This window comes from Plantactinospora solaniradicis, from assembly GCF_042658085.1.
In the GTDB taxonomy this organism is placed as follows: Bacteria; Actinomycetota; Actinomycetes; order Mycobacteriales; family Micromonosporaceae; genus Plantactinospora; species Plantactinospora solaniradicis.
This window is the reverse complement of sequence record NZ_JBHSPR010000064.1, coordinates 1-20,108: the sequence shown is the minus strand read 5'-3', so window position 1 is coordinate 20,108 and position 20,108 is coordinate 1. Positions and strand designations below refer to the sequence as shown.

The window sequence follows — 20,108 nt, the reverse complement described above, 5'->3', positions numbered from 1 at the left end:
CCGGTAGACGGTGACGTGATCGACCTCGACCCCACGCTCGACCAGCAGCTCCTCAACATCGCGATACGAAAGGTTGAAGCGCAGATACCAGCGGACCGCGACCACGATCACCTTGGCCGGGAACCGGAACCCAGCGAACGACGACGGCGGAGGCGACCACGAGCGAGTACCAGTCGATGGCTTCACTACTCAAGCCTGCCTCGATCCCGCCGACGCTCAACGCAACGGTGCCCCTGCACGTCCACCGACACGACCGACTCGGCGGACTCCTCCACGAATACGATCGTGCCGCCTGACCAGCGCGGATGAGATTTTCGGCACCCGCAACGTTGAGGTTGACCGCGGCTGTTGCGTTGCTGCTGGTCGTGGGGTCCAGGGCAGGCTTGCCGCAGCACGAGCACCTCGACCGCGTTGGCGCGCCCACCCCGATTCAACAGGATGATCAACTGCAGTGCCTGACGAAGAATCAGCAGCTTGCGAGCCACCGCGACGGTGGCGATGTTGCGGCCACGCTGTTCGGCGATCGCGGCGTGGGTGGTGGTGAGCCAGCCGGCGTTGCGGGCGCCCTGCGCGGCCTCGACAGCCGCCCATCGCACCAGGGTTGATTCCTGCTTCGTGATCGGCCCGCGCCGCACGACGGTGTCGGACTCGCGGTGCCGGGGCGTCAAACCCGCCCACCTGCCCCCTACGTCGCGCCCTCCGGACCGACGGGCGTGCCCGCACCGTCCTGCGCGATTTCTCCGGTACGGAGGCCGATGCCGGTCGAGCGGCTGCCGGCGAGTTTCTGCAGGTGCCGCATGGCCGACTCGGAGGCGGAATCGCAACCGGGGATCAGGACGTTGAGGATCTGATCGTCGTCCTCGGTCGTCTGCACCGCCTCGACGTGCAGCCGGATGGGGCCGACGATCGGATGCTCGATCACCTTCGAGTCGGCGACCATCTTCTTTGCGACGTGCCGACTGGACCACAGCTGAGTGAAGACCTCGCTCTTCGCGCTGAGCTCCTCGACGAGTTCCGCCGTCCGCTCGTCGTGCGGGTGGCGGCCGTAGTCCATTCGCAGCATGCCGACGAGACCGGCCGCAGCGGCCTCCCAATCACGATGGATGGTGCGCGCCTTTTCGGAGAGTAGGACCCACCGGACCACATTTCTCTCACGTGCCGGCATCGCAGGGAAATCGTGTATAAGGAGACGCGCGGTTGGATTCGCCGCGAGAATGTTCGTTCGCCGACCCAGCAGGATGGCGGGAACTCCGCCGAGCGATTCCATCAGGCGGAGCATGCCGACCCGTACCGGTTGCGTCGTCGCCAGCGGCTGCTTCAGGCGCGTGTCGCGCCGGGCCAGGTCGAACATGTGCTCCCGTGCCGCGTCGTTCAGGTTGAGCACGTCGGCGAGGGCGTGGAGGACGTTCTCCGACGGCGCGCCGCGACGACCCTGCTCCAGCTTGACGTAGTAGTCGACGCTCACGCCGACCCGATGCGCCACTTCCTCGCGTCGCAGCCCACGCACGCGGCGTGGCGGTGTGGATCGCAGCTCACCGCTCGTCGGCCCCACGGCGGCCCGTCGGATGCGCAGAAAAGTACCCAAAGTGAGGTCGTGCACCACTCAGCCCGTTCTTATCGTAATTGCTTGTCAATTCTACAAGGTGGTACTGGCGGTCCCAGGAAGGATGGGGCCACCCCGGTGGGTGCGCCGTCGATAGCGGCCTGCTTTCCTTGTCTCGGAGCAACCCGGCACCGACGGACCGTCCCGGAAAGGACGACCGGAACAGCTGAGGCGGAAGAAGGCAGTCGGTATCGATGTGGTCGTGAATGCGACGGCGCCGGTTGGCGCGCCCGCCGCTCGGCTGCCCGACGCCCGTCGGGCCCGAGCGATCGAGGAACGGCGGAACCCCGCCGGGCGTGGCTCCGCGCCACCGGTCCGTCCCGACCCTGGACACCAACGCCCCCGCGCCAGCCGTCCGCACCGCGCGAGGAGGGCTTGAACCTGGCACCCGTGACCGGAATCGGCGCCAACACCGGTGGGGGCGCCGGGTCGGCGCGTCCCCCGCGCAGCGGGCGTGCCGGCGCCACCGGCGAGTCTTCCGACGAGCGCGGCCAGGAGGTGCCCGGCATGGATCGTTCCAAAGCGCCGACGCGGTCGTTGATCGGCCGTGACGAAGAACTCGCGGTGGCTTACAGGTTCCTGCGCCAGGCGACGGTCAACGGCGGCTCGGTGTTGGTGTCCGGAGAGCCCGGGGTGGGCAAGACGGCGCTGCTCGACGCGGTCGCGGAGTCCGCCACGAAGGCGGGAATGCGGGTGCTCCGGGCGGCCGGGGTGGAGTTCGAGGCGGACATCAGCTACTCCGGCCTGAATCAGCTGCTGTTCCCGCTCTACGACGCCTTCGCCGAACTCCCGCCCGTGCACCGTGAGGCGCTCCGGGTGGCGCTCGGGTTCGGCAGCGGCCAGCCGCCGGACCGGTTGCTGGTGTCCAACGCGGTCCTGCTCCTGCTTCGTTCCACGGCCATGGCCCAGCCGATGCTGCTCATCGTCGACGATCTGCCCTGGCTCGACCGGTCCAGTTCGGGAGTACTCGGGTTCGTCGCGCGCCGGCTGGTGGGCACCAGCGTGGGCTTCCTGGCCGCGACCCGGTCACACGCCGCGAGCTTCTTCGAGCAGGGCGGAATCCTTGAACTCGAACTGCAGCCGCTGCGGCCGGACGCCGCCAGCGAACTGATCAACCAACGTTTTCCCGAACTCGCCCCGGCGGTCCGGCGACGGTTGCTCTCGGAAGCTCGCGGGAACCCGCTCGCCCTCCTGGAACTGCCCTCCGCGTTAAGCGGGTCACAACGTCTCGCCGCGGCCTCCCTGCCGGCCGTCCTACCGTTGACCCGAAGGCTGCAGGTACTCTTCGCGTCGCGGGTCTCCCAGCTGCCCGAGGCCTGCCGCCGGCTGCTGCTGCTCGGTGCGTTGAGTGGTACGGGCGAACTCGGCGTACTCCTCGAGGCGGCTCGCGACCACGACCTTGATGCTCTCGAACCGGCCGAGCGCAACCAGCTGGTCCACGTCCACAGCAGCACCCATCGCTTCGCCTTCCGGCACCCCCTGATCGAGTCGGCGGTCGTCGAGGTGGCCACCAGCGGCGAGCGGCGCTGGGCGCACAGCGCGCTCGCCCGGACACTCGTCGGGCAGCCGGAGCGCAGGGCATGGCACCTCGGCGAGGCGGCGGTCGGGCCGGACGAGCAGGTCGCCGCGCTGCTGGAGCAGGCCGCGCACCAGATCCTGCGCCGCGGCGACGCCGTGGGCGCCGTCGCGGCGTTGACCCGGTCCGCCGACCTGACACCGGATCCTCTCGAGCGCGGTCGACGGCTGGCGCAGGCCGCCTACATCGGCGCCGACGCCGGCGGCGAACTCACCAACGCCTCGCAGCTGTTGGACGACGCTCGTCGGGCCAGCCCGGGCGGCTCGTTGTACGCCACGGCCGCCACCGTGCACCTGTTGCTCAACAGCGACGGCGACGTCCGGACCGCGCACCGACTGCTGGTCGGCGCCATCGAGGCGGGTGGCCACGGCTACGACGCCGACGACGAGGCCCTGATCGACGTGTTGCACACGCTCCTGCTGCTCTGCTTCTTCACGGGTGAGCCCACCAGTTGGGAGCCGTTCTTCGCCGCGCTCAATCGGCTGACCCCCAAAGCGCCCGAGCTACTCACAGTGGCGGCCGCGACCTTCAGCGACCCGGCACGCATGGGGCAGACGGTGACCGGCCGCCTCGACGCGCTCGTCGCCGGGATGGGCGCCGAGGTCGACCCTACGGAAATCGTCCGCATTGGCATCGCCGCTATCTACCTGGATCGACTCTGGGCCTGCCGAGAGGCCGACTGGCGAATTGTCCGCCTCGGCCGGGAGGGCGCCGCGCCGGCTCGCCGCCACCTCGGCGTGCTGTTGCACCTCTGTATGGACGACTACCACAGCGGGCGATGGGGCGAGGCCGCAGACCTCGCGGACGAGGGCATCCGACTGTGCGACGAGCACGGCTTCCGGTTCTTCGGCTGGTACTTCCAGTACATCCAGGCGCTGCTCGCCGCCGCGCGGGGAGACGCCGAAGCCAGTGATGCGTTAACCGATCGCATTCTGCGCTTCGCCCTACCTCGCGGCGCGCGGGCGGCGGAGTTCTACGCCTACCACGTGCGGAGCCTGAACGACCTGGCGCGAGGTGACTTCGAGAGCGCATACCAGCACGCGACGCTGCTCAGTCCCGCGGGCACGCTCGCGCCGTACGTGCCGCACGCCCTGTGGGGCTGCCTGGACCTGGTGGAGGCGGCTGTCCGTACCAACCGGTTCCGCGAGGCCGCCGCGCACGCCGCCTGCCTACGGGAGGCGAACGTCGGCTCGCTGTCGCCGCGGCTCGCGCTGCTCAGCGCGGCGGCGTCAGCCTTCGCCGCCCCCGACGACCGTGCCGAGGAGCTCTTCGAGGCGGCGTTGGCGCTGCCCGACATCGAGCGCTGGCCGTTCGACCTGGCCCGGGTACGTCTGGCGTACGGGGAGCGGTTGCGCCGCACCAGAGCGACGGCGAAGTCCCGGGCCCAACTCCGAACGGCCCTGGCGACCTTCGAACGGCTGGACGCCCGGCCGTGGGTCGGACGGGCGAGCAACGAGTTGCGCGCCACCGGCCTCGCGAAGCCGAGAAACGACCCACGCCCCGCCGTGCTCACCCATCAGGAACGGGAGATCGCGGAACTGGCGGCTTCTGGCCTGACGAACAAGCAGATCGGCGAGAAGCTGTTCCTCTCGCACCGGACGGTCGGCACCCATCTGTACCAGATCTTTCCCAAACTGGGCATCACCTCCCGGGCGGCGCTCCGCGACGCGCTCGCGGCGCCGGACGGGGATGCTGCCCGGAAGATCGAAGAGGCCGCCGAACCGTAGTCCGGACGATGTGCGGTACCCGGCACCGGCCCTCACGCCGACGGCCCGCCGGCCTCCGCCAACTGCTTCAGTCGCAGCAGCGTGTCCTGGTGGGCGTAGTAGAGCGCCTCCACCCGGGAGTCGCCCACCACCACCGTCGTCAGTTCGCGCTCGACCTTCCTCGCGATCACCTGAGTGCCCGGCGGGAACGGGACGAGTTCCCACGCCTGGTAGAGGCTCACGTCCGGCGAGGAGCCAATCCAACCGAACCGGGTGTTGAGCTGGTACTCGGACACCACGGCTTCCAGATGGATCCCGTACATCTCGATCTCGAACGCCGCACCCAGCTGAATCCCGCTCGGGGCGTGCGCTCGTCGTACCTCGGGAACCCAGTCGGGCCACTGCTGGACGTCGACCAGGTGTTCGTACACCCGTTCCGGCGACGCCGCGATGACTGTCTCGCCGTGCATCGAGGATTCCGTGCAGGGAACCCTGAAATCCGTGGAGCGGTAGCTGTCCCTACGTGCCCAGGACACGCCTGGGCCGGCCTGTGGGTGACGCATGTCGTTCTCCGTTCCATTACTCCTAGCACCCACTGATCGCGGGGGTGCCGAAACCTCCACACCTTGCGTGACCCAGCTTGTCCCCGGTGGCTCGCCGGGTGACCGGTCAAACGACTTAGCGGATGACTGGCCCTCGACGGGGCAGGCCGCCGCCGAGGATGTAGCCGGCCAGCGGCCAGTGCCCGAGCACGAACGGCGAGACCGTCGTACCTCCTGCCGCCCCGGCCGCGGCCGCACTGCGTCCGCCGGGCCCGCCCCGGTGACGTACGTCAACGTGCTGGTCGAGTACGTCACCGGTCCGGAGATCACCCTGCCGACTCACGGACGGGCGTCCAGTCATGTGACGGATGCAGTCACCGGCACCGGTGCCCGAGTCTGTGATCACCGCAGAGCGCGCCGAACGACGCGTGCGGCCGGCGGAGCAACGGCGCTCCGCCGGCGCCGTGTCACCGGCGCCTGCGGCGCCCCTCGACAGCGAGGGATCACTCAGGGAAAGGGAAGCACTTGCCGTACATCACAGTAGGCGAAGAGAACAGCACGGCGATCGAGCTGTACTACGAGGACCACGGCAACGGTCAGCCGGTCGTCCTCATCCACGGGTTTCCGCTCAGCGGGCACTCGTGGGAGAAGCAGTCGGCCGAGTTGCTCCGGGCCGGCTACCGGGTCGTCACCTACGACCGCCGTGGCTTCGGCCAGTCCGGCCAGACGGTCCTCGGGTACGACTACGACACCTTCGCCGCGGACCTGAACGTCCTCATGGAGAAGCTCGACCTGACCAACGCCGTACTGGTCGGCTTCTCCATGGGCACCGGTGAGGTCGCCCGGTACCTGGGCCGCTACGGATCGGCGCGGGTCGCGAAGGTGGCCTTCCTCGCCTCGCTGGAGCCGTTCCTGCTCAAGACCGACGACAACCCGACCGGTGCCGCGCCTCGGGAGTTCTTCGAGGGCGTCGCGGAGCAGGCGCGCAACGACCGGTACGCCTACTACACGGCCTTCTACGCCGACTTCTACAACCTCGACGAGAACCTGGGTACCAGGATCAGCGAGGAGGCCGTCCGGAACAGCTGGGCCGTCGCCGCCAGCGGCGGCTGGTACGCGGCCGCCGCCGCCCCGATGACCTGGTTCACCGACTTCCGCGACGACATCCGCACGATCGATGTTCCGGCCCTGATCCTGCACGGCACCGGCGATCGCATCCTGCCGATCGACGCCACCGGACGCCCGTTCCACAAGGCGCTTCCCAGCGCCGACTACGTCGAGATCGACGGGGCGCCGCACGGCCTGCTCTGGACCCACGCCGACGAGGTCAACAAAGCGCTGCTCGCCTTCCTCGCCAAGTGACGGCCTGAGGGACGACAGACGGTGGCGGGCCGGAGGCGATCCCGCTCCCGCCCGCCATCGTCGCACCACAGCGGCGCGTCCCACGCGGCGCGCCGCCGCTGCCCGAAGTCGGCCGCCCGACGGGCGGCTGATCGACTGACCCAGAAGGAGCAATCAACCATGCACGCTGCTGTCGCGACAGCTGTCGACGCCCCGTTGTCGCTCGTCGAACGTGATGTGCCCACCCTCGGACCCGGCGAGGTTCTGGTCCGGATGACCGCCTGTGGAGTGTGTTTCACCGACCTGAACCTGGTCCGCGGCCATTTTCCGTTCGCTCGTTTCCCGGTGGTGCCGGGCCACGAGATCACCGGTGTCGTCGAGGCGGTCGGGGACGGGGTCGCCTTCCCGACGGTGGGTACGGCGGTGGGGGCGCAGTTCCTGGCCGACTCGTGCGGGCACTGCCACTACTGCGTACGCGGTGACCAGATCCTCTGCCCGGCCAAGCGGATCACCGGCATCGTCGTCGACGGTGGGTACGCCGAGTACGCGGTGTTGAAGGCGGGGTTCGTGACCCCACTGCCGGCCGGACTGGACCCGGTCGCGGCGGCACCGCTGATGTGCGCGGGCATCACGGCGTTCAACGGCCTTCGGCAGGCCGGGACCCGCCCGGAGTCACGGGTGGCCGTCATCGGCTCCGGGGGCATCGGAGCGCTGGCGATCCGCTACGCCGCCGCGATGGGCGCTCGCGTCGCGGTCCTCGGTCACTCCCGCCGCACCGAGGAGCAGGTGCTGTCGCTGGGCGCGGAGCGGTTCATCGTGTCCAGTAAGCAGGACCCCGCCGCGGCGCTGAAGGACTGGGACGGTGGGGCGAACGTGATCCTCAATGCCGCGCCCACCACCGCCGCCGCGGCGGCCGCGTTCGGCGGGCTCGCCCCCGACGGCACGCTGGTGCTCTGCGGCTACGACAACACCCCGCTGAGCCTGCCCACCCAGCCGATGGTCCTCAACCGGCTGCACGTGATGGCCAACCCGTCCGGGTCGCCACACGACCTCCGCGACACCCTCGCCTTCTCCACCGTGCACGGGATCCTCCCCGAGATCACCCGCATCTCCCTCGACGAGGCACCGGCGACGCTGGCGGCCATGGCGTCGGGAACCGCGCACGGCCGCAACGTCATCGTCTTCTGACCACCCACGGTCAACATCGATCATTGAAGGGAAGACATCTCATGTCCGTCGTACTGATCACCGGTGCCTCCAGCGGCTTCGGGGCGCTCACCGCCCGGGCGCTCGCCCGCGCCGGCCACACCGTCTACGCCAGCATGCGTGCCACCACCGGCCGCAACGCGGCGGCGGTCGCTGAGACCGCCGCCTTCTCCCGCGACAACAACGTCGACCTGCGCACCATCGAACTCGACGTGCAGTCGCACGAGTCCGCCGACGCCGCCGTCGCGAAGATCATCGCTGAGCACGGTGTGCTCGACGTCCTGGTCCACAATGCAGGGCACATGGTCACCGGGCCGACCGAGGCGTTCACGCCCGAGGAGATCGCCCACGTCTACGACATAAACGTGCTCGGCACACAACGGGTGAACCGGGCCGCCCTGCCGAGCATGCGTTCGCGCGGCAACGGCCTCGTGGTCTGGATCGGTTCCAGCAGCGCTCGCGGCGGCACGCCGCCGTACCTGGGTCCGTACTTCGCGGCGAAGGCCGGCATGGACGCCTTGGCCATTAGCTACGCCGGCGAGCTGGCCCGCTTCAACATCGAGACCAGCATCGTCGTGCCGGGCTCCTTCACCCATGGCACGAACCACTTCGCCCACAGCGGCCGCCCGGCTGACGAGGCGACCGTCGAGGCGTACGAGGGGCGGTACGCGGGCCTCATGGAGCAGGTCTCGCAGCGGCTGGCGGAGCTCGCGCCGCCGGACGCCGATGTCGCCGACGTGGCCGAGGCGGTCGTGCGGGTCGTGGAGACGCCGCACGGCAAGCGGCCGTTCCGGGTCCACGTCGACCCCGCCGACGACGGCTCCGAGGTCGTGAGCGTGGTCGCCGACCGGATCCGCACCGAATTCCTCACGCGTATCGGCCTCGACGACCTGCTCCATCCGCACAGCTGAGGAACGGTCCGGATGTCTGTGGCAGACACATCCCTCCGATCCGGTGAACGGCTCATCGGCGGCCGGAGATGCCCGCCGCCTCGGGCCGTACCACCGACGACCCGTATCCTGCCGTCAGTGGGATACGGCACACCAGGATGCCCCGAGCCGCACGGCGGGCGTTCGTTCCTGCCCCGCTGGGCGGAGGTGTCAGAACGGGCTCGGACGAGCTGACGCGCGGAGACGCTTCCGACTCTGGGAAGAGGTCGCCTCCAGGACACGAGCCAGGCGGTAACCTCTCCCGAGTTTCGGAAGATGTCAGGTCTGCACATCGCGCCTGTTCAGCACCTTGATCAAATACCTGCCGTGAACCCGTGCCTTCGAATCGAAGGCGACGGAGATCATCTCGGCGACTGCTCCCAATCCTGCACCGTCTCAAAATCCCGTTCACGGCTGTGACCTGGTCTTTTGAAAGATCTGGTCAGGCTGCCCGGTGGTACTCGTTGACCACGCCGCCGAGCCGTCGTCGGCGCCGTACGGGGCCATCCATCGAGATGACGACAGTCGGGTCGTGGTTGGGCGGCAACTGTTGCAGGCCCTGATGTGGGCGGTGGTCGTTGAAGTGCTGCACGTACTCGTCGACCACCGCCGCAGCGTGCCGTTCGTTGTAGACCAGGACGTGGTCGGTGCACTCCTGGCGCAGGCTTCGGCCCCAGCGCTCGATGAACGCGTTCGCCCGCGGCGTGCGCGGAGGAATCTTGACCACCCGGATGCCCTCCGCGGTGAACACCGTGTCGAACCCGGCAACGTACTTGGCGTCCCGGTCGCGAATCAGAAACCGGAACTGGCTGGCCCGCTCGCCGAGTCCATGATGACGTTACGCGCCTGCTGAGTGGTCCACTCCCCCGTCGGGTGCTCGGTCACGCCGAGCAGGTGCACCCGCCGGGTCGTGATCTCCATCAGGACCAGCACGTACACCCGCCGCAGGGCGATCGTGTCGATGTGGAAAAAGTCGATCGCCAGCAGGCCCCTGGCCTGGATCCGCAGAAAGATTCGCCAGCTGGTGTCAGTTTCCCGGGGTGCCGGGCCAGTACGGTGGCGGACGAGGATGCGCCGGACGGTGGCGAACGCGATCCGGTGGCCCAGACGCCCGAGTTCACCCTGGATCCGCCGGCACCCCCAGCGCGGATTCTCCCGGGCCAGCCGCAAGACCAGGTCACGGATCTCGTCGCTGACCCGCGGCCGGCCAGCCCGGTTGGGGTACGTCCAATGACAGCGCACCAGCCGACGGTGCCAGGCCAGCAGCGTGGCCGGGGTGACGAGGCGATGCACCCGCACCGCCTGCGGCAGCAGCCGGCCGAGCGCGGCCAGCACCGCCCGATCCGGCCACGACAACCGGGGACGGCCGCGGATCTGCCGGCGCAGCACCGCCACCTCCTGCCGCAGCGCAAGCACCTCGACCAGCAGCGCCTTGTCGCCACGAGCCAGCAGCCCCAGTCCACCGAACACACGGATCACCGTCAGGTACAGCAGCCGTACCAACATACCGATGATCGTCACTGCCACCCTTGCGGTTACGGCTCACAACGTGTGCGACCTGTTCCCACCCGGCGACCCGAATCGATCTTCAAAACACCAGGCCACCGCGTCCAAGCGGGATTTTGACACGCTACAGGGCTGTACTTCGAGCCTGCGGGTGCCGAAAACCCCATCCGTCCTGTTCACAATCCTCTTAACCCCCGGCAGGATTCGAACCTGCGACACACGGTTACCAACCGTCACCCTGCCGAGCATGTCATCGCCGGTCATACTATGGCGTTGAGCTGCACAAACGCCATCCAGCGTTGATCGCGGCTTGTCACTGGTAGTCAACTCTTGGGAAGGGTTTTCGGGGGTAAACGGGGGCACCTTGCCCGGTGCCATCAGCGAACGGATGCTGGCGCAGGTTGGTGCCCTGGGAGAGGCAGCAAGGGCCAGCGCGCCGACGGCCAGGTCGAGCACGGTAACTCGTCCCGTCTGCAATGGCGAACGACCACGGTCAGCAGCAGAAGAAGAGGGCCAGCGCCGACGACGTACACGATGTTGTCGGCGCGCCGGCTGGGCCAGATCCCGACCTCCCTGATCGGAGCAGGCGACGACCCGCCGGTCGGCCAAGGCTGTCGCTATTACCCTTGGACGTCTTCAACCCGTTGACCTTGACCTACCCCAGTGTTCGTGACTCCGGGACCAACCGAGCGCTGCGAAGTGAGATCGATCGTCGTATGCGAGGCGACGATGCCGGCGGGGATGTCGTTGTCGGCGACGATGATCTGAATTTTCCTGCCGTAGATCTCTGCAAGTGTTACTAGTCGGGCGTATAGGCGCCGGCCAAGTGCCACGGTCGACGACCAGCGGCCCCGGGTCAGCCGAACCGGGAGCGCAGCGCGTCGATCGTCGTCGGGTTGTCGCGATGTTTGATGGCCGCCCAGCCGTGTTGTTCGGCGGCGCGACAGTTCTGCGCGAGATCGTCGATAAGCAGGATGTCCCCCCGGGTCTCGAGTACCCGGGCGGCGTGTTCGTAGATGCGCGGGTCGGGTTTGGCGATTCCGAGTTGATGGGAGCGGACCACCTGGATGAAGATGTCGATGCCGGCCAGCATCCGGTCACGGTGCGGCTCCCATTCGAGGACGCTGTTGGTTAACAGTCCGATGCGCAGCCCACGCTGTCGCAGCCGCCGCAACTCCTCGACGAGGGTGTGGTTCAGGGGTCGGTCGCGGTACCAGTACCTGTCCCAGTCGCGGAGGTCGACGCGGGGCCGGACGTCGGTCGGCAGTGCCGCAGTGAGCCGCCTGCCCCACTCCGCCTGGCTGAGCAAACCGAGTTCGAGCGGCGCGAAGCCGCGCAGGCCCTCGTCCGCCGCGACCGTCTCGGCGGCCGCGGCAAGCACCGGCCAGGGAACTCCGCTCGCGGCGACGATGGCGTCCATGGCCGTGTTCATCGGTGGCGTGAGCACCCCACCGAAGTCGCACCAGATGACCGCGTCCGCATCCGTTCCAGGATCAGTCGGCACGCCGCTGCCCAGCCTCGTCGAAGCGGTGCAACCGGTGTTCCGGCACGCTGACCCGCAGCATCTCGCCGGGGGTGAGCCACCGGTCGCCTTCGCGCTGTTGCAGGACGAAGTCGCCGGCTGGTGAACGGCAGAGCACGTCCTGGCCAGAACCGGTGTACGCGCAGACGTCCGTGACGCCCTCGGCGACGAAACCTTCCGGTTCCTCGCCGGGGGTGAGCAGCCGGCCCTCGGCCGGGCGCCAACCGAGCCGCCCGCCGCCGGTGTCCGGGCACAGGTTCATGGCCGGTGCGCCCACGAAGGTCGCGACGAACTCCGTGCTCGGCCGTTCGTAGAGTTCCTGCGGCGTGCCGCCCTGGACGACGCGGCCGTCCCGTAGGACGACAAGTTCTGTGGCCATCGAGAGTGCCTCGTGCTGGTCATGAGTCACCAGGACGACGGTGGCACCGATTTCACGGTGCAGCCGCAGCAACTCCGCCCGGGCGTCCGCCCGCAACTGCGCGTCGAGGGCGGACAGCGGCTCGTCGAGCAGCAGCACGGACGGACGGCGCACGATGGCGCGCCCGAGGGCGACACGTTGACGTTGCCCTCCGCTGAGCTGACCCGGCTTGCGCCGCAGCAACGCGCCCAGTCCGAGCAGTTCGGCCACCTCGTGTACGCGCTGGTCGATCTGTTGCCGGGACGGTCCGTTCCGGCGGCCGTGCCGGGCTTGCAGGCGCAGACCGAAGGAGATGTTCCCGGCCACGGTCATGTGGGGATAGAGCGCGTAGTCCTGGAACACCATGGCCACCCGCCGTTCCCCGGCGCCCTGCCCGGTCACGCTCCGTCCATCGATTTCGACCTCTCCCCCGCTGGGTGCCTCGAGGCCGGAGAGCACCCGCAGCAGGGTGGACTTGCCGCAGCCGGAAGGACCGACGACGGCAGTGAAGGAACCCGCCCGGATGTGCAGGCTGACATCGTCCAAGGCGACAGTCGGCCCGTACCTCATGGTGAGCCCGATCAGCCGGAGGTCGCCGGCCCGCTCGCGGTCGGTCATCTATCTCAGTCCCGTCTGGAGAAACGCGTCGGTGATGCGCCGCGCGGCGGTCATGTAGACGACGAGGATGGGCAGGCTGGTCAGCGTGGCCGCCGCGAGCAGCCCGCCGTAATCGCTGCCCTCCGCGGTCTGAAAGTGGGTGAGACCGATCTGCACGGTGGTGTCCTCGGCCCGAGGCGCCACGAGCAGTGGCCAGAGGTACTCGTTCCAGGTGGTGATGAACACCAGAATGCCCACGGCCGCGATCGCCGGTCGCAGCGCGGGCAGCACGATGTGCCAGAGGATCTCCCGCGGCCGGGCACCGTCGAGCTGTGCCGCGTTCACCACCGCTGGGGGAATCGCCCGGACGTGTTGCATGAGTACCAGTACCGCGAGTGCGGAGGCGCCCAGTTGGGGCACGATCAGCCCTAGTTCGCTGTTACGCCAACCCAGCCGGGCGGCAATCAGGAATTGGGGAATGATGAGGGCCTGCGGCGGTATCGCGAGGGAGACCGTGAGTAGTGCGATGACGAGGCTCCGTCCTCGCGACGCGAAGTGCACCAGCGCGAACGCCCCGAGCACCCCGATCACGATCTGGCCGGTGGCGACGCCGGCGGCCATCGTGAAGGTGTTACCCACCAGCGTCGCGACCGGCCAGTCGAGCAACGCGTGCCGGTAGTGCTCCAGGGTGGGCGCTGTCACGGGGGCCGGGCGGTAGATCTCGTTCGCCGGTTTTAGGGAGGTCAGCAGCGCCCAGAGCACCGGGAACGACATGCCTAGCGCGGTGCCGGCGAGGACCAGGTGCCAGCAGAGGCGACCGGCGAGGCGACGGGTCTGCTCACGCCGTTCCACGACGCCTCCGTGTCGCCGCCGCGGCGAGCGCCGCGAGACCGAAGAAGGCGAGCACGAGCACGGACGCGGCCGAGGCGGTACCTGTTTCGAAGAACTCGAAACCGAGGGTGTAGACGCGGTAGTAGATGTTGTCGGTGACTCCATCCGGCCCGCCCTGGGTGAGTACCGAGATGTTGGTGAAGGCCCACTGGCCAGCGAGGACAATGCTCAGCAGCCCCAGCAATACGGTTGTCCGGACCAGCTGAGGAGCGACGATGAAGGAAACCACCTCGCCGGAGGTCGCGCCTTCCAACCGCGCCGCCTCGATCGTGCGGCGGTCGATGGTGGCGAGCGCCGCGCTGTAGAGCAGCATGTTGAACGCGACCACCCGGGCCGCGGTGACGACGACAATGACCAGGAGCGCCGTGGCCGGATCACCGAGCCAGTTGACAGCGGGCAGCCCGAACCAGCCGATCACCTTGTTGGCGAGACCGTTCAGCGGGTTCAGCAGGAACCGCCACGAAACGGCGAGCGCCACGGGCGCCACCATCACGGGTACGAAGAGCAGCGACCGGTAGATCGCGCTCGCTCGGCCCGGCCGTAGCCACAGCATGATCGCGAGTACCAGTGGCACGATCGTGGAGAACGGAAGCAGCGCCAGCGCGTACAACAGGGTCTGCCGGGCCGCCTGGCCGAACTCCGGTTCACGTACCAGCCGGGCGAAGTTGTCTAAACCCACGAACCCGGCCGGTGGGCCTGTGAGGTTCCAGTCCAGTACCGAGAGCACCAGCGTCGCCAGCGTCGGCCCGTAGATCCACACACCGAGCATGACCAGCAGCGGGGTGATGTAGGGCCAGGCGCCGGAGGCGCGCCGCCGCCGTGGGACATCACCGGTGGCGCTGTCCCACGGCGGCCGGGGAACGGCCGTCATTACGATCCGACCAGCTCGCGGATGCGATCGGCCGTCTTGCGCAGCGTTGCCTCGGGATCCGCGCCCCGCAGCACGATCGGTGCGATCGCGTCGTCCTGCAACAACACGGTCGCCTGGTTGGCCTTCGGGCCCGGGAACGAGCGGTAGGGCTGCATCGTGTCCAACTGTTCGATCGTCGGCAGCAGCAGTGGGTTGTCCCGGAAGTAGCCGGCGAGCACCCCGGACACGAGGTTCGCGCGCAGCGGCAGGTAGCCGATGCCGGTGGTGATCAGCGAGTACCCCTCGTCACTCGTGAGGAACTTGACGAACTCCCACGCCGCGCGCTGCTTCGCCGGGTCGTCGCTGAGCACGATGAGAGCGGCGCCGGAGTGCGTGGGCTTGGCCGGGCCCCGGCCGAAGCTCGGGAACTTGGCGGTCCGCAGCTCGAACTTGCCCTTGGCGGCGGCCTGGAGGTTGCCGAGGACGGCCGTGCTGACGACGAGCATGCCGAGGTCACCGGCGGCGAACGCGGCGAGCGCGTCATCCGTCGTCACCGCCGGCTGGAGCTTGTCGGTGGTGAGCTGCTGCAACTGCCGGATGCCGTCGACCGCCTCGGGCGAGTCGACGGCGGCCCTGCCGCTTTCGTCGAGCAGCGCACCCCCAGCACTGTTGATCACGGACTGGGTCAGGTAGTCGGACTTGGCCGAGTCGACAATGCCGAAGTAGACCCCGTGGTGACCGGCGTTGGCGATCGCCTGGGCCGCCATGCGTACCTCGGTCATGCTCTCCGGGGGATCGGCCGGGTCGAGTCCGGCCGCGCGGAACAGGTCGGCGTTGTACAACATCGTGGGGATCGAGATCGTGTACGGAAGGGCGTGCACGGTGCCCTTCCGGAGACCGGCCTGCACCGGACCGGCGACGATCCCCTCGACGTGCCCGCGCCACCCGTCGCCCGCCAGATCCTCCAGCGACCGGGTGGGCAGCGTCTCCAGGCCCTCGGCGAGCTTGCTGTAACCGAGCTGCACCACGTCAGGAGGGTCGCCGGCCGCCACGGCGGCCTTCGTCTTGGTCAGCACGTCGGCGGTCGGCACGGCTTCCGGCCGCACGGTGATCTCGGGGTGCAACTCGGCGAAACGGTCCAGCAGTGCCTGAGTGCCGGTGCCGGCGGCGCCCTGCGTACCGTAGTTGTAGGAGCTGAACGTGATGGTCACGGCGCCGGCGTCGTCGCCAGCCCCAGCCCCGGAACACCCGGTGGCGCCGCCGAGTACGGCGACCACGGCGAGTGCCAGGCCGCGACGGGTGATGCGGTTCATTCGATTGCCTCTCGGGAGTCGATAGTGCGGGACTGATCAATGCGGGCGATGTCGACGGGGCCGCCGAAGATTTCCGCCGCGCGGGCCAGGTGCCACTCGTGCTCGGCCGGGTCCGTGCTGGAGAAGTGGGTGAGGACGAGGGCGCCGACGCCGGCCTCCCGGGCGGCGTACCCGGCGTCGCGCGAACTGAGATGCCCGTGACCGGTGGTGTCGGTCTCCCGGAGGGTGCTCTCGCTGAGCAGCAGGTCCGCGCCCTCGGCCAGTTCGGGCAGCGCGGGTGTGACTCCCGTGTCGCCGGTGTAGACCAGACTCCGCCCACCAGCTTCGATGCGCACCCCGCAGTCGGCCGCGACGTGCTTCAGCAGGGCGTACCGCAGCGAGAGCTCACCCAGTCGATGTACCTCACCGGGTTCGTACTCCCGCACGTCGAAGGCGAGTTCGAAGGCACGATCGAGCACGGGATGGGTGGTGACCGGGAAGAGCGCGGCATACCGGTCGAGCACCGCCCGAGCGCCGGCGGGAACGAGCAGCGGCACCAGCGGCACATTCTCGTCGATCCCCGCACGGCCCGTGTTCAGGTCGGCCCGCAGACGGCGTCTGAGCAGCATCTTGCCGATGGGCAGCACGTCGAGCAGATGATCGGTGTGCAGGTGGCTGATGAACACGCCGTCCAGGCGTCGGTCACCGAGATGGCGGCTCAGGTTCAGGGCCGTACCAGGGCCGGCGTCGAGCATGATTCGGGTGCCGCCGAACTCGACGAGATAGCCAGAGCTGGCCTGCCCGTCCGCAGGCATGCCGGCGAGTCGGCCGAGAGGAAGAAGTCGCATTTCGTCGTTTCTGATCAGGGCCCGCCGTACCGGACCGTCGCAGACCATGCTGCAAAGCAGGCGACTCCCCGATCAATGAGCAAATCCGGAACGAACGATCGTCCTGGGCAATCGATAAAATGCGGCATCATCCGCCTCGCCGGGCATCCTCGGCAAGCCGCACGAGGTGCTCGACAACAATGTTCACCGCGGGTTCCTCGGCCTGCCGGCGCCACGCCACCTGGATTTGCAGTTGCGGTTCCGTTGGAGTCAGTCGCAACACATGCATCCCGCTCGCCCGATTCTGCTCGCCCCGTAGCGCGGAGCTGAAGCCGATCGCGTCGGTCGCCTCCAACTCCAGCAGGTAACCCGAGGATTCGTTGATGCCGTGCGACGGGACCAGGCGTACGCCATGCCGCGCCGCCGTATTCAGGAGAGCCTCCTCGATGCGGGTGCCACCGCCCCGATAGCCGGTGAGATATCGATGACGTCCTATCTCCTGGTAGCTCAACGTGGTCTTCTCGCTGAGCGGATGTCCGGCCCGTACGGTGGCCACGACCGGAACCTCGAGCAGGTGCCGGGCGGAGACCTCGGGATGATCGACCGGACCGTAGACGAGCCCGAGGTCGAGGTCCCCACGGGCGATGGCAGGAACCTGGTCAGTCGTGCTCATCTCCCGTAGCAGCATGCCCAGCTGCGGCTCCGTACGCCGTAACTGTTCGAGCAACGGCAGCAACAACAGCCGGCTCGCCGGGTAGTTGGTCGCGACCCGTAGGGCTCCCTCTCGGCCCGCGGCAACCTGCCGGGCGAGCCGCACCGCCCGCTCGACGTCGGCGAAGATCATCTCCACCTCGCGCAGGAACACGACCCCCGCGGCGGTCAGCTCCACCTTCCGCGACGATCGGTGCACCAGCCGTACCCCGACCTCGGCCTCCAGCCGCTGCAACTGCTGGCTGACCGAAGGCTGGCCCATGAACAGCCGCTGCGCCGCGCGTCCGAAGTGCTTTTCCTCGGCAATCGCGCGAAACACCTCAAGATAGCGAAATTCCATTGCCTAGGCATGGCACCACGACGAGGTGAACGCCTGGCTACAACCCTAAGAACATCGCACGCGAAGCAATTAAGGATACGGTTGCGTCGGGTTCGAACGGTACCTGCGGCCGAATAGGTCTCAAAGCCTACCCGTCGCATTTGTTCGGCCGCTCATCCGTTCGCCCGAACCGGAGCCGCACGCTGCAGTGCCGGGCGACGGATAGACTCATGACTTGTGCCGGCGCGGATCTGGGTTCGGTCTTCATCGTAGGGTGAACCTGGCGGCGTCGGCCAGCAGCGGGGTGAACCGCTGGACCCATCGGAAGATCGTGACGTGGTCGACCTCGATTCCGCGTTCAACCAGCAGTTCCTCCACATCTCGGTAGGACAGGTTGAACCGCAGGTACCAGCGGACCGCGACCACGATCACCTCAGCCGGGAACCGGAACCCTGCGAACCCGGACCTGGGCGGCGACCACGGACGACGATGGCGTGATTGCGTCACCCGTCAACTCTGCCCCGGTCCCCGACTGACGATGCAACAGAGCCTGATCGATCATTGCGTAGGAACCCCTGAACTCGGCAACTCAGCGCTTGAGATCGAGCTGATCGAGGTTGCGGCGTCGCAGCGACGTCGAGGGGGAGATGTGACAGCGATTGCGATCACCTCCGATGGCCGGGTCGCCTTCTCCGCGGAAGGTGGTGCTGTCATCCGTGCTTGGGACGTTCAAGGCGCCGAAGATCCTTCGATCATCGGCCAGCACGATGGCGTCTGGTCACTCGCTGTGTCGCCCGATGGTCGGCGCCGCCAGGTCGGCGTCGAGCGCCCACAGGCGCTTCGCGTCGGTGCGGCTCGCCGTCGTGTGGATAGCCACGATCGCGTCGTGGCACCCACGACCCGGCCTGAAACCGTAGGACTTCGGCTCGAACCGGGCCTCCCACTCGGGTTCCAACGCGTTGACCGTCAGGGCCTGCAACGCCCTGTCAGCGATCACCGGAATCCCGAGACCGCGACGACGCCCGTTGCTCTTGGGCACATACACCCGCTTGACCGGCCGCGGTGACCACGGCTGCGCACGGTGCTGGACCCAGTCGGCCAACTCGGCCTTCTGCTGCCCGTTCACCACGATCAGCCCGTCCACCCCCGGCCGTCTTGCGGCCAGCGTTGAGTTGCGTGACCCGCCGCACTGCCACCAACGCGTTGCTGCGGGACCGCAACATCAACTTCTGCAAATTCCGGACCTGTTTCAGGTCCCCTACCCGCGTCGCCGTGAAGATCCGCTGCCGTAGCCGCCGTACGTTGTCCTCGCAGGTCCGCCAGTCGATGGCGTCCCAGTCGGAGACCTCGCCCTCCGGTCCGTTCACTCCGAGGCCCGCCATCGCCACCGCGAAAGCCATCGCCGTCATCGTGTCTAACTTGCCCTTCGGCTCCGGTGCTGTGACCAGCACGATCGTCACAGGTTCACCCGACCCGCGTCAGCGCCCTTTCAGGCCGGGGCATCAACCCCTATCCGGCCGGTTATCCGGCAACCGCTGGCGGAGGAGCCAGCCTGCCTCGTTCCCGGTTTCCCGTCGCCTTTCGGCCACCGGCGTTCGCTTCTCGGGTCGTCCTGCGCCCGCTGGGACATCGCCCACCCTCACAGGTGAGCTACCAGCCGGAACAACTCTCCGCCTGGATCCCATCGGGGTTGTCACGTTCCGCATGCAACAGACATGACCGGGGTGGGTGCCCTCTGAACCCCGGGGACGGTGGTGCGCTCCCACCCGGCCAAATCCCTCCGGGCGGCACCCGCCGCCTTGCAACGGCCGGCCCCTATCTCCCGCTGAAACGTCCCATCGAGCGGAAGTGCTAATGACGAGGCGTCATCGAGGATTCACTTGCGTTCACCCGTCCGGTCTTCTCCAGCCTGTGACCCCCGGATGGAACGAGGATCCTTGGGCACGCCCTCGGGCTCCGCACCCCGCAGTTACCCGCGACGCACGCCGAGGTGGCGACGGTCCTTGCGCACTGGACCGGGCACTACACCATCGACATTGAAGCCGACCCTCCTTCAGTGAGCGCCACTGCTCTCAAGCGGCTTCGTGTCGCACGATCCAGTTCAGCCACGACGCGTAGGTCGGCAGGAAGACCAGGTCGACGCGGTTGGCGGCATGCTCGAAGAACCCACCGGGCCGGTGCCGCCGATCCAATGCCAGCGATGTCGGCGTCTGCCGCGATCCAGACGTGCCGCCTAGGGCGTGTCCTGTCGATCTTGTAGTGGTTGATCGTTGACGATGTGTCGGTGGTACGT

At 68.3% G+C, this 20,108-nt stretch carries 18 protein-coding genes and 3 pseudogenes; 4 read left to right on the top strand and 17 right to left on the bottom strand.

Annotation, left to right across the window (positions count from 1 at the left end; translation table 11 throughout):
* The 3 genes and pseudogenes from ACFP2T_RS41915 to ACFP2T_RS41905 form a co-directional block, all read right to left on the bottom strand.
* Positions 1–111: pseudogene (locus ACFP2T_RS41915) on the bottom strand (IS6 family transposase); the annotation flags it as partial.
* A 74-nt stretch (positions 112–185) separates the two neighbouring features.
* Positions 186–668, bottom strand: coding sequence for a hypothetical protein (locus tag ACFP2T_RS41910; protein WP_377432460.1), 483 nt, complete (start codon positions 666–668; stop codon positions 186–188).
* Positions 669–685: 17 nt separating this feature from the next.
* Positions 686–1,603 carry a helix-turn-helix transcriptional regulator gene (locus tag ACFP2T_RS41905; RefSeq protein ID WP_377432458.1) on the bottom strand — a complete coding sequence of 306 codons (918 nt, stop codon included), beginning with the start codon at positions 1,601–1,603 and terminating at the stop codon, positions 686–688.
* A gap of 507 nt (positions 1,604–2,110) precedes the next feature.
* Between ACFP2T_RS41905 and ACFP2T_RS41900 the strand changes: the two genes are divergently transcribed.
* Positions 2,111–4,906 carry a helix-turn-helix transcriptional regulator gene (locus ACFP2T_RS41900; RefSeq protein WP_377432457.1) on the top strand — a complete coding sequence of 932 codons (2,796 nt, stop codon included), beginning with the start codon at positions 2,111–2,113 and terminating at the stop codon, positions 4,904–4,906.
* Between the two features lie 32 nt (positions 4,907–4,938).
* On the opposite strand, the gene ACFP2T_RS41895 is transcribed toward ACFP2T_RS41900, so the two are convergent.
* On the bottom strand, positions 4,939–5,355 hold the full coding sequence (locus ACFP2T_RS41895; RefSeq protein WP_377432455.1) for an SRPBCC family protein: 417 nt from the start codon (positions 5,353–5,355) through the stop codon (positions 4,939–4,941).
* Positions 5,356–5,563: 208 nt separating this feature from the next.
* On the bottom strand, positions 5,564–5,770 hold the full coding sequence (locus ACFP2T_RS41890) for a hypothetical protein (protein ID WP_377432453.1): 207 nt from the start codon (positions 5,768–5,770) through the stop codon (positions 5,564–5,566).
* Positions 5,771–5,952: 182 nt separating this feature from the next.
* Between ACFP2T_RS41890 and ACFP2T_RS41885 the strand changes: the two genes are divergently transcribed.
* From ACFP2T_RS41885 to ACFP2T_RS41875, 3 genes are all read left to right on the top strand, one after another.
* Positions 5,953–6,789, top strand: coding sequence for an alpha/beta fold hydrolase (locus tag ACFP2T_RS41885; protein ID WP_377432452.1), 837 nt, complete (start codon positions 5,953–5,955; stop codon positions 6,787–6,789).
* A 159-nt stretch (positions 6,790–6,948) separates the two neighbouring features.
* The gene (locus ACFP2T_RS41880; protein ID WP_377432450.1) at positions 6,949–7,956 is read left to right on the top strand and encodes an alcohol dehydrogenase catalytic domain-containing protein; all 1,008 of its coding nucleotides are present in this window, start codon (positions 6,949–6,951) and stop codon (positions 7,954–7,956) included.
* A gap of 41 nt (positions 7,957–7,997) precedes the next feature.
* Positions 7,998–8,885, top strand: coding sequence for an SDR family NAD(P)-dependent oxidoreductase (locus ACFP2T_RS41875; RefSeq protein ID WP_377432448.1), 888 nt, complete (start codon positions 7,998–8,000; stop codon positions 8,883–8,885).
* Positions 8,886–9,345: 460 nt separating this feature from the next.
* Here the strand turns inward: ACFP2T_RS41875 and ACFP2T_RS41870 are convergent, their stop codons facing one another.
* From ACFP2T_RS41870 to ACFP2T_RS41815, 12 genes and pseudogenes are all read right to left on the bottom strand, one after another.
* On the bottom strand, positions 9,346–9,654 hold the full coding sequence (locus ACFP2T_RS41870; protein ID WP_377432446.1) for an integrase core domain-containing protein: 309 nt from the start codon (positions 9,652–9,654) through the stop codon (positions 9,346–9,348).
* Positions 9,655–9,695: 41 nt separating this feature from the next.
* A complete protein-coding gene (locus tag ACFP2T_RS41865) occupies positions 9,696–10,424 on the bottom strand; it encodes a helix-turn-helix domain-containing protein (RefSeq protein ID WP_377432444.1) in 729 nt (242 codons plus the stop codon).
* A gap of 841 nt (positions 10,425–11,265) precedes the next feature.
* On the bottom strand, positions 11,266–11,913 hold the full coding sequence (locus ACFP2T_RS41860; protein WP_377432442.1) for an HAD-IA family hydrolase: 648 nt from the start codon (positions 11,911–11,913) through the stop codon (positions 11,266–11,268).
* On the bottom strand, positions 11,903–12,946 hold the full coding sequence (locus tag ACFP2T_RS41855; RefSeq protein ID WP_377432440.1) for an ABC transporter ATP-binding protein: 1,044 nt from the start codon (positions 12,944–12,946) through the stop codon (positions 11,903–11,905). The genes ACFP2T_RS41860 and ACFP2T_RS41855 overlap by 11 nt, the downstream gene beginning before the upstream one ends.
* The gene (locus ACFP2T_RS41850) at positions 12,947–13,777 is read right to left on the bottom strand and encodes a carbohydrate ABC transporter permease (protein WP_377432438.1); all 831 of its coding nucleotides are present in this window, start codon (positions 13,775–13,777) and stop codon (positions 12,947–12,949) included.
* Positions 13,764–14,687 (bottom strand): carbohydrate ABC transporter permease, encoded by a 924-nt coding sequence (locus ACFP2T_RS41845; RefSeq protein ID WP_377432437.1) that lies wholly within the window; start codon positions 14,685–14,687, stop codon positions 13,764–13,766. Before ACFP2T_RS41845 ends, ACFP2T_RS41850 begins: the two co-directional genes overlap by 14 nt.
* Complete coding sequence (locus ACFP2T_RS41840; protein WP_377432435.1) at positions 14,687–15,979, bottom strand: ABC transporter substrate-binding protein; 1,293 nt, start codon at positions 15,977–15,979, stop codon at positions 14,687–14,689. The genes ACFP2T_RS41845 and ACFP2T_RS41840 overlap by 1 nt, the downstream gene beginning before the upstream one ends.
* A complete protein-coding gene (locus ACFP2T_RS41835) occupies positions 15,976–16,806 on the bottom strand; it encodes an MBL fold metallo-hydrolase (protein ID WP_377432433.1) in 831 nt (276 codons plus the stop codon). Before ACFP2T_RS41835 ends, ACFP2T_RS41840 begins: the two co-directional genes overlap by 4 nt.
* Positions 16,807–16,933: 127 nt before the next feature.
* On the bottom strand, positions 16,934–17,815 hold the full coding sequence (locus ACFP2T_RS41830; RefSeq protein ID WP_377432431.1) for a LysR family transcriptional regulator: 882 nt from the start codon (positions 17,813–17,815) through the stop codon (positions 16,934–16,936).
* Between the two features lie 279 nt (positions 17,816–18,094).
* Positions 18,095–18,322: pseudogene (locus ACFP2T_RS41825) on the bottom strand (hypothetical protein); the annotation flags it as partial.
* A 271-nt stretch (positions 18,323–18,593) separates the two neighbouring features.
* Complete coding sequence (locus ACFP2T_RS41820; protein ID WP_377432429.1) at positions 18,594–18,959, bottom strand: reverse transcriptase domain-containing protein; 366 nt, start codon at positions 18,957–18,959, stop codon at positions 18,594–18,596.
* Positions 18,960–18,972: 13 nt separating this feature from the next.
* Positions 18,973–19,197: pseudogene (locus tag ACFP2T_RS41815) on the bottom strand (reverse transcriptase N-terminal domain-containing protein); the annotation flags it as partial.
* Between the last annotated feature and the right edge of the window lie 911 nt (positions 19,198–20,108).

What these genes read in the sequence shown, in the direction of transcription:
- ACFP2T_RS41900 (WP_377432457.1), top strand. Translation starts at nt 2,111, where the DNA reads ATGGATCGTTCCAAAGCGCCGACGCGGTCGTTGATCGGCCGTGACGAA.
- ACFP2T_RS41835 (WP_377432433.1), bottom strand. Translation starts at nt 16,806, where the DNA reads ATGCGACTTCTTCCTCTCGGCCGACTCGCCGGCATGCCTGCGGACGGG.
- ACFP2T_RS41840 (WP_377432435.1), bottom strand. Translation starts at nt 15,979, where the DNA reads ATGAACCGCATCACCCGTCGCGGCCTGGCACTCGCCGTGGTCGCCGTA.
- ACFP2T_RS41875 (WP_377432448.1), top strand. Translation starts at nt 7,998, where the DNA reads ATGTCCGTCGTACTGATCACCGGTGCCTCCAGCGGCTTCGGGGCGCTC.
- ACFP2T_RS41845 (WP_377432437.1), bottom strand. Translation starts at nt 14,687, where the DNA reads ATGACGGCCGTTCCCCGGCCGCCGTGGGACAGCGCCACCGGTGATGTC.
- ACFP2T_RS41895 (WP_377432455.1), bottom strand. Translation starts at nt 5,355, where the DNA reads ATGCACGGCGAGACAGTCATCGCGGCGTCGCCGGAACGGGTGTACGAA.
- ACFP2T_RS41855 (WP_377432440.1), bottom strand. Translation starts at nt 12,946, where the DNA reads ATGACCGACCGCGAGCGGGCCGGCGACCTCCGGCTGATCGGGCTCACC.
- ACFP2T_RS41880 (WP_377432450.1), top strand. Translation starts at nt 6,949, where the DNA reads ATGCACGCTGCTGTCGCGACAGCTGTCGACGCCCCGTTGTCGCTCGTC.